Raw genomic sequence first — 12,967 nt, forward strand, 5'->3', positions numbered from 1 at the left:
ATGGGTGTGAGGACAAATGAGATTTACAGAGAAACTTTCAGATTGGCTTGACGCGGGGCAACGCGACGAACGACACACCGAAGCAGACACGGCCGAGGACCGCGCGCAGACAGTTGTTGACGAAGACAACGGAGAGACGACCGAAAACCAAGCTGTAACGGCCACCGGCAATGACAGTGAACCGATTACACCGGACAGCGAGCGAACTGAGAGTGACGCATCGCCTGCTATTGACGGCTCAGTACGGGCCGGAAACGGAAAGACAGCCCAGTCCACGCAGGCGCTGCAGTCCGATGGCGGGACCGTACAAGACAGCGGCCTGGAGGTATCCACAGCCGAAGAGTCGGACCGACCGCCGGAGCCGGATCGCCCCGAAATCGAAGTCGTCCTTGAAAACGATCCCGATCAGTTGTACGACACATCTGGATCGGCACAGCGGGTTATCGACGGGGACCTGAACGTCGTCAAGCAAAATCGCGTGATGACCGAATGGACCGGTATGGACGCCGACCGACAGCAGGGCGAACTGAAATGTATGAACCAGATGTCGGGGAAGTTCTGTGGAACCAAAGACTGCACGATGCGGCAGTTGATGGAGCAGGGCAAACAGCGCGTCGAGGTCGAAATCGAGAAGGAACTACCCAACGGCGAGACCAAGCAGACGTTGCTCGTGTCTGAGCAGATCACCAACGAACGTGGCGAAGTCGTCGGGATCACTGAGAGCTTCAAGGATATCTCGAACGTCAAGGCCGCGGCCGAGGAAGTCTCGAATTCGATCGACGAACTCAGTCAGAACGCCGATGACGTGGCAGCTAGTTCCGACGAGATCAGCTCGACTGCCGAGCAGATGGCCGAGTCGATGGATGAAGTGACCGGCGAGGTCGGCAACGTCAGCGCCTCGGTTGAGGAGGTCGCCTCCAGCGCCGAAGAGGTCGCAGCGACCAGCGAACAGGCCGAAAAGCGAGCGGAAGACGGCTACGACCGGGCCGAGAACGCGATCGACGAAATGGAGGGTATTGACGCTGCGACGGCCGAGGTAACCGAGGACCTCAATGACCTCCAGGAGCGCGTTGACGAAATCGACGAAATCATCGAGGTGATCAACGACATCGCCGATCAGACGAACCTGCTGGCGCTGAATGCCAATATTGAGGCCGCACGGGCCGGCGAAGACGGCGAAGGATTCGCTGTCGTCGCAAACGAGGTCAAGAGCCTCGCCGAGGACGCCCAGGAGAACGCCGAGACCATCGAGTCGATGATCGCGGGGATCAAGGAAGACACCGACGAGACCGCTGAGAGTCTCCAGGAGGCAAACGAGCAGGTTGATTCCGGGATCGAACAGGTCCAGGCGACAATGGAAGCGCTTGACGAGATTCTCGATGCGACCCAGGAGGCCTCCCGGGGTATCGGTGAAGTCGCCGAAGCTACCGACGACCAGGCCGCAAGCGCCGAGGAAGTCGCCTCCCTGGTTGATCAGGTCGCCGAGCAGGCCCGTGAAGTGTCCGCCGAGATTCAGAACATCTACGCCGCCAACGAAGAGCAGGCACAGATGGTCAAGAGCCTCGAAACAGCGGTCGATCAACTTGAGAACGGGAACTGAATATGTCGCTGAAAGCTAGCGACTCCGAGACACAGACGGCAGATGAGGACATCCAGGTACTTGAGTTCGAATTGGACGGCCAGCGGTACTGCGTCATGATAGCGGCGGTTATGGAGATTGTCGACGAGGAGCCACTGACGAAGGTCCCATCCAGCGGTCGGCACGTCCTTGGCGTGATGAACCTCCGCGATGAGACGACGACGATCATCGATCCAACGGTCGTCTTCGGAGTTGATTCGACCGCCGGCGATCGTCGCATCATCATCTTCGATGATGACTCGGACGAGCAGTATGGGTGGCTTGTCGACTCCGTCCACCGCGTCAGCACGTTCAAGCGGTCCGACGTCGAAGAACAGGCCGACGCCGAGGCGATTCGTGGACTCGTTAATCGTGACGAGGACTTTCTCATCTGGGTCGATCCGAGCGTGATCAACGGGGAGTCGACGACGCTGTAGGTGAGGTGAGGAGAGATCAAGGCGGATTTTCTGTACCTTTTGAGAGTTGGATCGTGATTTCGTTCCCTTGCGGCTCGTTCGCTTGGAAGGTTAGCGAGCCCTCTGACTCACGGACGCTATAATTGACTAACCAGAGTCCGAGGCCTTGCCCGTGATATAGCGGTTCGATTTTCGAGGTGTCCCATAGTATCTCACGTTCCATCTCAGGAATCGTGGGATTGGAATCGGAAATCCGGACCGAGCCTGCTGTGGAGTCACAGTCGATTGCCACCTCGATCCGCGGATCGTCGCTCTCCGCGTGGACGATAGCATTTTCCAACAGTTCTGTGATCGCCTCTTCGATTGCAACGGATCCTTCCACCAAACATTCCTCAGGGAAGTCCTGACTAACACTCACATCTTGGTACGTATCGTGTATTCGTGTGAGGGCTGCCTCCGTCGTTGACACCAGATCGATTGTAATTGTCGGGGGTGGATCCGCGAGTAAATTCGTAATCCGGCGTTCCTTATCAACAATATTCGTGAGTTGACGGCTGTGCTCCTTGATTTTTGCTGCGTAGTCGCTGGCGGATGAACTAGCTGTTATCGACTGGATGTGTTCAGCGAGTCCATTGATGACCGTCATATGGTTTCGCACGTTGTGGCGAAGAACTCGCTCCATAATTTTCATTTGTGTCTCGTATTCATTGATCTCAGTTACATCACGACAGATAGCCACTGTCCCATCGACTGATCCTGAATTGTCGTAGTGTGGGTATCGAACTGTCGAGAGGTCTCGGATACCCTTTTCAGGGAGGTCTGCTGTAACCTCATAGTTGATAACAGTTTCATCGTTGACCACGCGATCTTTCATCTCCTGAATGCGTTTCGCGGTCTCGGAATCCATAAACGCAAATTCATCATTCCCGCGGAGTTCCGACTTCGTGAGGCCGGCATAATCGCTTACTCCGTCGTTTACCACTTCGAAGTTGCCGTCCAGATCTTGCAGCATAATTGGGTCGTCGATCCGGTTAGCAATTTCTTGAAATGTTTTATACCGCTGTTCGAGGGCGTAATTGTGGAGCACAAGTCCGATATCGTCAGCAAGCTGGCCCAACAGTTCAATCTCGTCTACTACGATATCGGGTTCTGTCGGCGTATGTACTGTTAGGACGCCGAATTGTTCATCTTCGTATGAAATAGCGATCGCGATACCTTGGTGGGACGGTTGTTCGTTGATGTGTTGTCTGAACGGCTCAGTCGTGACATCATCTATTTTCAGGATGCCCTGTTCGAAAACCGCGTTGAGATACTCTTGTGTATGAAACTCCCTGACGTCTTGCTGGCTGAGTTCTGTGCCGCTCGTGCAAACGAACTCAGACGACCAATCAGATGTCAAAGCGAAAAATGTGCACTCGAAGAGATCGCTAGAAGCGATAATATTAGTCACACTGGACAGTGCGTCTTGGGGCGAATCGATCCGGACCAGTGAGCTATGGACGTTGTTCATCACCCGACGGAATTCAGCTAGCTGTTGTTTGCTTTCAATGAGTTTCCGCTTCTCGGTTATATCACGCATCGATGCTCCGACACCGGTGATATCACCGTTCTCATTCTGCAACGGGAAGTACTGGACATTGAGTCGCCGTTTTTCCCCCTCAGCGTCAGTCCGGACTGTCTCGAACGTGCTGTGTTTGCCTTCTAACACCGTCGTTAGATGGGGTTCAACCTGCTTCATCTCGTCCTGTTCGAGCACGTCTGAGAGAGCGAGATCGCTCACATCGGCCTCGGGTGATAGTCCGTGGAACTCTCGGTAGCGGGGGTTCGCAAAGAGGAAGTTATAGTTCCGATCAACTGCGGTGAGTAGGTCGTCTGTATTTTGTGCCGCCCGACGGTACTCTCTTAGTTCCTGTTCACGCCGTTTTTGCTCGGTAATATCGTGCTGAACCGCGACAAACGCAGTAATATTTTCATCTATATCGGTGATCGGTGCGATCGTTTGGTGTGCGTAGTAGATCTCACCGTTTTTCCGCCGATTTATCACTCTCTCTTCCCATATCTCTCCAGTAGTAAGCGTGCCCCACAGTGTCTCGTAGTACTCATCCGACATTTGCCCCGAGCGAAGGATCCGTGGGGTTGAACCAAGCGCTTCAGATGCCTCGTACCCAGTAATCTCCTCAAACGCCTCATTGACGTATTGAATGGTCCCCTCCGGATCGGTGATATACACAGCGTGACCTGACGCTTCGACGGCCTTCCGGAACTGTAATAACTGTGCTTCTCGCTCTCGGCGTTCAGAGAGATTTCGACAAATGAGAAGCACCGCCGAGCGTTCGTTCCATCGCATTGCTGTTGCTGTCACTTCCACAGCCGTGGTGGTGCCGTCGAGCGCAACGGCCCTGCGTTCCACTTGTTTGAGAACTCGCTCACCCTGTTGCACACTCTCGATGATCTCCGGCGTGGACTCTTCCAACTCTGCGTCAAAGCAGGGGACGGGGGCCCTATCGGCGAGGTCGGCAAGCGATTCGGCGTTGAATAAACTCAAGAGCTCTTCATTGCCATATTGCAGTTCCCCAGATTGAACGACTGCCATCGGGTCTGGGCTCGCCTGGAAGATACTTTTGACTGTCAACTCAGGGGCGGTGACTGCCTGTCTCGTTTCGTAGTAGGACGTCACCTCGATGATCAATGCCCGGAGTTTCTCCCATTGATCTTGCACTTGTGACTTGATCACATAGTCCGTCACTCCAGATGAAATCGCCCGACTAGCCAGTTTTTCGTCGCCGCTATCGGTAAAGAGAATAAACGGCAGTTCTGGGTATTGGACACGGATCGTTTGTAAGAGCGTAATGCCATCGAGGTCGGGCAGAGTATGGTCAGAGACGATACAATCGACGTGATTCTGGGTTTTCACATACTCCAGTACTTCGCTAGCAGTAGAGTACGTCCGAACGTTCAGCCCTATCTCGTCTTCTAGTTGTTCTTGAAACTGCCGCTTGTCAGCCGCCACGTGAGTGGCATAAACAACCGATAAGGCGTCTGTGCTCGTTCGGTCGTCTGTCACAATTGTCAATTATTAGAAGTTGACTACCTAAAGACCTTGTGCACAATGGTTGATCTGCCCTTGAAGGTATCTGCACACCCTCGAAACAGGAAGCTTGCTCTCGTGAGCATAGGAGTCCCCCCACGCGGGGGAACATTCAACTTGCTATGACCCGGTAAACTGGACGATGGCACTCAGCGCCAGAAACCATCTCGAAGGTACCGTCACAGACGTGGAAACCGGGCAAGTGATGGCCGAAGTCGTGATCGAACTCGGCGACGGCCAAGAGGTCACTTCGACGATCACGCGCAACTCGTTCGAACGGCTCGATATCGAACCCGGCGATGAGGTCGCTGCCGTGATCAAGGCCAGCGAAGTCATGGTCAGCAACAACTAGCGCGTGGGCTTTTGCCGCGATACGATACTGCTGTACGCACTTGCGGGAACGACATCCCGAGATCCGGGAGTCGTATTTCGAGGGCGGTGGATTTTGGCAGCCTAGATGCGTGGATCTGGTAGATGCGGCGTCTGAGGGAATGAACGGTATCTCGACGAGGAGGAATATTTGACCGGGTGTCGGACTCCACCCCTCGATCCAGCGGAGTCGTGGCACACATCCCCCAAAGGGTGTAGACCCCGGGAACCCTACACTGGAGGGATGGCCGACACCGATCGACAGTACGATATCGTCGTCTGGGGTGCCACGGGCGTTGCCGGACTAGTATCTCCAAATTTGACGGTCTCTTTAAATACATGTGTGAGTGCTTTTGAGTGGGGTTTTCAGCCACTATAAGTCAAAAGGGAGTATATATGTAGTTATTGTTATGGTGAAAAATTAGAAATGCTTTTTATCCGATACAGCGGGACATGTTCTGATTACATCTGCGAAGACGATCGATAGTGCTACTCTTGCCGAGAAATATGGCACAGCAAAATAAGAATTCACCATTCTTGCAAATAGGACCATATTTGACATTTATAGAGGCTGCCTAGTTGAGGGATTGAGAAGTGAGGAAGCCGTAATGAGAAATGATTATCGAACTCGCATACCTCCGAAGAGAACGCTTAGACGTGTAGAATCAAGTACTTTGTAGGATCGCTATAGTGCCGCTTCAACCGTGATTTGCTAGATTTGTGCGGGTATAGTGCCTCTCTCGGTTGAATTTAGAAATTCAGAGAGATTCTCACTCGTCGTGGTATGTCTGTCCCCTGTACTGACCACTGAGAAGGCGTGAAACTCTTTCTATGACAGGCTTACACAGAAAAGCTGTTCTCGGCTAATGTCAAACCAAGACCGGTACGAGAGGGGCTACGTGAGGTTTAGACCAGTCCGCCCGGCTCTTAGGCCAAATTATATAGTTCTCGATATGTGATGATTTGTGACTGAGTGCACGCGACAAGAGTTTCCCAATCTACGCCGGATAAATAGCCACTCTCACGGATTTTTGCAATATCCTCAAACAGCGGCGATTGCCACGTGGTTGCATCGTACCACTCTTGGAGTGCTTGTCCCCGTGCAAACTTGAATCGTCTCGGAACCATCGGATCATCCGGTTCATAGCCCACGGCAGGAACATCGTACCAGCCATCAATCGGTCGGTATCCGTACTCGGCTAATTTTTTCAACACGACCCTTGGACAGAGCTCTGCCTCGTTGAATTCCGCTTCTCCAGCGTCTGGCGTGATGACAAGCGATACCGTGTCTGTCTTCCATGGGACTGGTCCAGTACTGAGATTGGTAATGCTTGGCAGATTCTGTTTAAGATTCTGGAGTACGGCCATCCGAACAAAATCGCCCACTCGGGGATTCGTTAAGCTCTCGAATCGGTCCTTGATTTGTGGGCGTCTATCAGGGAGATCCGGGAAGGCAGTCCAGTCTGTCATTTCGGCAGCCCGAGGCAGACGGTATGTCGAGACTGCAGTCGTTCGGTACCATTCGAGATAGTGGCCCCATGGGATGCTGTCAGCAGTCACACGGTCAGCAAACGCCGTAACGGCTTCTTCATCAGAAAACCATCTCTCGTCCACTTCGAAGTCTTCCTGGGAATATTCATCTTTCCAAGCGAGTCCCAACTGCCGCTGTTCCCACGGCACACCGGCCACAGGATCAATGGAATCAGGCAACGTTCCACCCTCAGTAATTGACCACCATTCCGGCCAATACCCGTACTGATAGAGTTTTGCGAGTGATGGCAGATGCAGGAGTCTGTTGGGTGTTTCAAGCGTTGAAGGATGAGTAGTCATACTGATTTTACGCTCGTTATGCGTTTTGCTAAATCCAATATCGACGATTTCATCCCGAGATTTCAATGCGGCCAAAACAAGCTGTCGGATCGCATTTCGCACGGACCCGTTACCTGGGACCGGAGCCCCTATCGGCTCAGCGAGTGGGGTTTCGCTTTCACGGACTCCTTGTATGGTTGTATCGCTGTGTTGATTCTCTTGTTCGAGGTAGCGGGCAAGTTGTTCTGCTATCTCGTCCGGGCTCGCTGGGATCTCCGAATCTGGATCGTAGACTACCATTATTCACTTCTTAGGAGTTGTATGTTAAAACAGTTTCAGTGTGCCCTAGAATCCTTTCCAACTGCTCAGCAGGCGTGTGTTGATACCGCTGTGTGTCTTATCAGATATGGGAGTGTTTCCTATAGCCGTGCAAGATGGGGGCGCATAGTCAGCAGTTCAAATCGTCAGTATGGAGATACGATCAGTTGTTTGGGTAGGGGAAAGAAGTTATCTCACTCTCATTGTAAGAACGGTCACCGATGGCAGTATATTCGTTTTCAGTCCTGATATCTGAGAGAGAATAAATAATAGGTGGCTTATTCAACTTTCACCAGAGATCTTAGATGAGATCAAAGCGTGATCTCGGCATCAGTTATTTTCTAGGACTGGGACTTGGCTTAATCGTTAGTCTGATTGTGTATCTGGCTCTGCTTCACCGCTCAGCCAATGTTGTGGCGATTGGAACACTGACAGCAATCGGATTTGCTGGATCTCTGCCTATTGTAGGCATCTGGCTTGCACAGTCTGAGCTAAGCGAGTCGGCGATTTGGCGTATTGCACAGTGGTGTACTCTCGGGATCGGTCTTGCAACAATGGGGACGAGTAGCTTGATGATTGCAGGGATCCGGCCAACCATTGTCATCCAATTCCCGCATTTGTTGGTGAATCTCATTACTGCTGGTGGCGTCATCGGCACCCTCCTTGGCCTCATCCGGGAACTCCGGACTCAGTACAATCGGGTTGACGAACTCAACCGACGGAATACAGTCCTCAATCAGGTTATGCAGCATGATATCCGGAACGACGTAAATGTAATCGAAGCACGGACAGAACTTCTCGCCGACCAATACGACGAGATCAACCCGGAAGATATTGCACCGCTTCAACGCAAATCGGAAGATATTATCGAAATCAGTCAACTCACCCGCCACGTGCAACAACTTCACGAGGATTCCGATACTGGGCCAGTTAATGTTGTCTCTCTCGTCTCAAAGTGCGTTTCCAGTATGCGAAATTCCTATCCAGATGCAACGATTTCCGTGTCCAAGCCAGACGAAGCGTGGGCCGACACTGGTGAACTACTCCAGACGGTCATCAAAAATCTCGTCGAAAACTCCATTGAACATAACGATCAGTCGCCCGATATTACCATTGAAGTTGAGGTGGCTGGCGATGACATCATTGTGATCGAGATCGAGGATAACGGCCCGGGATTGCCTGTTGAGCACCGCGAGATGCTACAGGCGGATAAAACGCCAGAGACCCCGCCAAGTGGAGACCTAGGACTTTGGCTTGTGAAATGGTTTGTCGATCAATATGAGGGGACGCTCAATATTACTATAAATGAACCGCGGGGTACACATATCACACTCAAGCTTCCAGCAGCAACAAAATATCCTGCTCCACCGGAGCATGTATAAGACGCATTACCTGGTACCGTTACATCGCATACTGAGCAATCAGTTCAATAGAACGGTGCTACACGAAAGAACAGCCTCGTACTGACTACAGCCTCTACATCTCGCACGGCGATTCTGAGAGAAATTGGATAGGTCGATAGCACTCGTGCAAGATAGAGGGCGCGAATGTCGCACTACTACTACGGATTGAACGTGTATTCTGTGAGGATTGAGTTCGACTCCGTATGAATGACGAGTACTTCAAGTTCGTCAGCTCTTGGGTTCGAGGGGTCAAGGTCCGGTGGATCACGGAAGTCGGCTTCTTGTACTGCTATTCGAAATTGAATTGTGTCTCCCGCAGTCCATACATTCGAGTCATCGACAACGATTATCCGTGAGGTCCCATCAGGTCCTTGATCAATCAGGTCGTCTTCCCCCAAAATATTCTCATCGGCCAATGTATAAGAAAAATATCCATCACCGGGAAGATCAATCAGACGTACCTCAATATTGTCTGTATTAGGCCGGGATACTCGAACGATGATTTCTATTTCTTCTACATCCACTTTGTCGCCTGCGATATGGGTAATCCGAACGTTTTGTTCGTCACTGTTACCCCCAGCTTCAAATTCGCCGGTTGTTTCCGCGATATTCGGCGCAGGGTCGTCAAGATCCTCACTGAAATCAAGAACAATCACAGACAGAACTGCTGCTAATATAACCACAACTGCTACCATGAGTGTTACCGAAATAACCGGTGAAACACTGCGATTCTCCATTCTTTCTAATGTATTTTAGAGCCCAGATACATATACCCCGCTGATGAACTTACGCTCTAAGTCTTGCACGCCGTTTGTGACAGATTTCACCGGCATTAGCAAATGTCCCCGATTTCTTCCAGCCTGTTCAGGCCACCCCTCATAACTATGAGACGGGGTCTATGACACGGTGTCAAACAGCGCTCTCATCACTCGCCGGTTGTTGGCTCGTGGAACGAGCGCCCGGAACGGAACTCAGTGAGTTCTTCAATGCGGTCTTCGAGTTCGTCGATCTCCTGGCGGAGTTCGTCAGCTTCCTCACCCTCTGTGGCCGCGAGTTGATCCTTAAGTCCCTGCAGGCGCGTCTCCTTCTCTGCTTCGTCTACCTCAGCCTTGCGGACGTACTCGCTCTCTTCGATGTCATAGACATCCGATTCGGCAAGTTCAGTCACGTCAAGCGCCTCATCCACCTTACTCGAATCGACAGTGGTCAACCGCTCACGTTCAATCCCAGCGGCCTCGAACGCATTTAGCACCAACTCATCGTCTTTGAGCGAGCGATTCCGACGAGTTGTACGCTGGACGGAGCCAAACTGCCCGCTGACGGGCTGGTCGTGGTGGAGCCGATCAAGCAGGAGACTCCGAATCTCTTTGCGCAACTCGTTGGCGTTGCGCTGGACGTCCGACAGCAGCGTATAGAGATTGACCAACGCGGGCGTCTCAGTGTCTTCGAGCGTCGTGAGATCGTGGCGTTCGAGGGCGTCAATGAGGAGGAGCGCGTCAGCGTAGACATCGACGTCAGGTTCTTCGCGTTGCTGGTTGGTCTCGTCAGTCGTCTCCTGGGCTTTGACGAGTGGCGAGCCTGTGGACTGCTCGCTTTCGGAGATCGTTGCCTCACGGTCATCAATCTCGTAGCGTGGGTGTAACGAGAGGACGGTGGCATAGGGTTCGGCGTCTGGCGGGAGTCGATCGAGATTGAATGTGCCATGCGTGTCCTGAATCCGATGATAGAGCGTCTCGAACTGGTCTTGCTGGAGCGGGATCGTCTGATCGTCGTCACGGTACTGTATCAGGATGCGATGTTGCTGAGTCTCGGTAATCTGGAACGCCTTGTTCGACAGCGGTGTCACGAGTGTGGCATCAGGCGGGAGTTCGTCGAGATTTTCGAGGAGGTTGTGCCAGGTTGTCGTGAACGGCATACGAGAGACTAGCTGTGCGCACACGAAAATAATGGGTCTTTGTCACACTGATATCTCGGCGTATTTCAGGATGAGCACTGGGTTCCGTATGATCGTTCGAGCTGAGTGAATCTGTGATCTATCGATCATTGTTCGCTGATATGGCCGGTAAGTCCTTACGCAAGCCAGCCGATTCTTTGCCTATCAATGTCACGACGATGGATCGTGCTGCTCGTGCTCGGGAGCGGTCTGATCATTCTTGCAGGGTGTTCCGGGCCGGCGACTGATACCACGCCAGCCCCAACATCGACGCCGACAGACACGCACAGCACGGAGACACCGACAAGCGAGCCATCTCCGAGCGCGAATGGGACGCTCTCGGTCTACACGCTGAACGTCGGGCAGGGGGCGAGCCTCCTAGTGATTGGCCCAACCGGTGAGACACTCCTGATCGATTCCGGCGATTGGCGTGATGAGGGTGAGGTCGCGCTGGCAACGCTTGACCGACTCGGGATTAACCGCATCGACTACCTGGTAACGTCACATCCGGATGCGGACCATATCGGCGGGCATGCCGAGATTATCGACGCGCTCGAAACGAACGGCGACGGGATCGGCGCGATCTATGATCCAGGCATCACATCCACATCGCAAACCTATCAGGATTACCTGAATGCCGTTGAGCGACACAACGTCACGCTCTATCAAGCCTACGCGGGCGACGAGATTCCGATGGTCGGGGCCGACGTCGAGATCTTAGGGCCACCGGCGGAACCACTCGCTGGCGGTGACCGAAACGAGAATAGTCTGGTCGTGCACATCGCCCACGGGAACACGAGCGTCCTCATCCCCGGCGACGCGGAATCCGAGGGCGAAGCGTACCTCACCGACACGTACGGTGAGCAGCTCAACGCAACAGTGTTAGTGCCGGGCCACCACGGGAGTGCCTCAAGTTCGAGCGAGGCGTTCCTTGAGGAGGTTGATCCACGGATCGCTGCGATCACAAGCGCCTATGATTCCCAATACGGCCACCCACACGAGGAAACGCTCCAGCGGTTAGCCAATATTGGCGTCCGCACCTATTGGACGGGAACACACGGGACGATACGCATGGTGTCCAACGGGACGCATCTACACGTCGCGACAGAAGCTGACGCCCCCACAGAGCCACTCCAGCTTCGGAGTGCGTCGGGCACATCCGAAGGCCCGTACACGTCGCTCACTGATCGCTTCGTGCTGGCAGTTTCGTCGATTGATGGCTCGACGATCGTGACTGACGGAGGGGAGACCGAGCCGACGACGACAGCGTCACCGACGACAGATACTGGGCTAACAGTGACACAGATCCACGCGGACGCAGCAGGTGACGATCGGGAGAATCTGAACGACGAGTATGTCGTCTTCACGAACAGCGGCGATTCGACACTTGATCTGGCCGGCTGGACGATCGCTGATGCAGCGGGCCACACGTATACCGTCCCAGCCGGCGTCTCGCTTGATCCCGGAGCGGAGCTCGTGCTGCGAACCGGGAGCGGGACGGATACCGCAACAGAATTGTACTGGGGATCGGGCTCGCCGATCTGGAACAACAATGGTGACACCGTGATCGTTCGCAATAGCACGGGTTCGATCGTCATTGAGGAGGACTACGATGGCTAACGAATTCACGGGCGTTATCGATCGGTTCGAAGGCGAGCAGGCAGTCATCCTCCTCGAATCGGACGGTGAGACAGTTGATGAAGTCGTCATACCACGAGAGGATTTGCCAGCTGATGGACGGCGTGTAGACGCTGTGCTACGGGTCGTGCGCGAGGGTGGGGAGATCATCGAACTGGAATTCGATGCTGTAGAGACCAAGCAGCGAAAAGAGTCGGTGACCGATCAGTTTGACCGGCTCTCTGAACGACCCGATTAACTCCGGATCGAATCCTCACTGTGAGGAGGTACTATCGGACGTTTTGGATACACGCACGCCTATCTATCCTACTGGACCATACGAAAAGAGTGATTACGCGCTTGTGGACTATGCGCGGTTAGGGCCACTTTGCTTCC

Annotated in this window: 10 protein-coding genes; 6 read left to right on the forward strand and 4 right to left on the reverse strand. The window is 53.3% G+C overall.

From position 1 onward, the window contains the following. Positions 1–16 precede the first annotated feature (16 nt). Together HSR122_RS10525 and HSR122_RS10530 are read left to right on the forward strand one after the other, a co-directional pair. A complete protein-coding gene (locus HSR122_RS10525) occupies positions 17–1,600 on the forward strand; it encodes a methyl-accepting chemotaxis protein (protein ID WP_229109726.1) in 1,584 nt (527 codons plus the stop codon). A 2-nt stretch (positions 1,601–1,602) separates the two neighbouring features. Continuing rightward, positions 1,603–2,055, forward strand: coding sequence for a chemotaxis protein CheW (locus HSR122_RS10530; protein WP_229109728.1), 453 nt, complete (start codon positions 1,603–1,605; stop codon positions 2,053–2,055). Between the two features lie 16 nt (positions 2,056–2,071). Here HSR122_RS10530 and HSR122_RS10535 read toward each other — a convergent pair whose 3' ends face one another. Then, on the reverse strand, positions 2,072–5,098 hold the full coding sequence (locus tag HSR122_RS10535) for a PAS domain S-box protein (RefSeq protein ID WP_229109730.1): 3,027 nt from the start codon (positions 5,096–5,098) through the stop codon (positions 2,072–2,074). A gap of 166 nt (positions 5,099–5,264) precedes the next feature. On the opposite strand from HSR122_RS10535, the gene HSR122_RS10540 reads away from it, so the two are divergent. Continuing rightward, on the forward strand, positions 5,265–5,474 hold the full coding sequence (locus HSR122_RS10540; protein WP_229109731.1) for a TOBE domain-containing protein: 210 nt from the start codon (positions 5,265–5,267) through the stop codon (positions 5,472–5,474). 944 nt (positions 5,475–6,418) lie between these two features. On the opposite strand, the gene HSR122_RS10545 is transcribed toward HSR122_RS10540, so the two are convergent. After that, the gene (locus HSR122_RS10545) at positions 6,419–7,600 is read right to left on the reverse strand and encodes a hypothetical protein (protein ID WP_229109733.1); all 1,182 of its coding nucleotides are present in this window, start codon (positions 7,598–7,600) and stop codon (positions 6,419–6,421) included. Positions 7,601–7,923: 323 nt separating this feature from the next. On the opposite strand from HSR122_RS10545, the gene HSR122_RS10550 reads away from it, so the two are divergent. Then, a complete protein-coding gene (locus HSR122_RS10550) occupies positions 7,924–9,000 on the forward strand; it encodes a sensor histidine kinase (RefSeq protein ID WP_229109735.1) in 1,077 nt (358 codons plus the stop codon). A 179-nt stretch (positions 9,001–9,179) separates the two neighbouring features. Here HSR122_RS10550 and HSR122_RS10555 read toward each other — a convergent pair whose 3' ends face one another. Both HSR122_RS10555 and HSR122_RS10560 read right to left on the reverse strand, forming a co-directional pair. Beyond that, positions 9,180–9,758 (reverse strand): type IV pilin, encoded by a 579-nt coding sequence (locus tag HSR122_RS10555; protein ID WP_229109705.1) that lies wholly within the window; start codon positions 9,756–9,758, stop codon positions 9,180–9,182. 188 nt (positions 9,759–9,946) lie between these two features. Beyond that, positions 9,947–10,936, reverse strand: coding sequence for a hypothetical protein (locus HSR122_RS10560; protein ID WP_229109737.1), 990 nt, complete (start codon positions 10,934–10,936; stop codon positions 9,947–9,949). A 186-nt stretch (positions 10,937–11,122) separates the two neighbouring features. Between HSR122_RS10560 and HSR122_RS10565 the strand changes: the two genes are divergently transcribed. Both HSR122_RS10565 and HSR122_RS10570 read left to right on the forward strand, forming a co-directional pair. Next, positions 11,123–12,574, forward strand: a complete 1,452-nt coding sequence (locus HSR122_RS10565; RefSeq protein ID WP_229109738.1) for a lamin tail domain-containing protein — start codon at positions 11,123–11,125, stop codon at positions 12,572–12,574. Further along, positions 12,567–12,830 (forward strand): DUF3006 domain-containing protein, encoded by a 264-nt coding sequence (locus tag HSR122_RS10570; protein WP_229109740.1) that lies wholly within the window; start codon positions 12,567–12,569, stop codon positions 12,828–12,830. The genes HSR122_RS10565 and HSR122_RS10570 overlap by 8 nt, the downstream gene beginning before the upstream one ends. Positions 12,831–12,967: the final 137 nt, after the last annotated feature.

Origin of the sequence: Halapricum desulfuricans, from assembly GCF_017094525.1 — an archaeon.
Taxonomy (GTDB): domain Archaea; phylum Halobacteriota; class Halobacteria; order Halobacteriales; family Haloarculaceae; genus Halapricum; species Halapricum desulfuricans.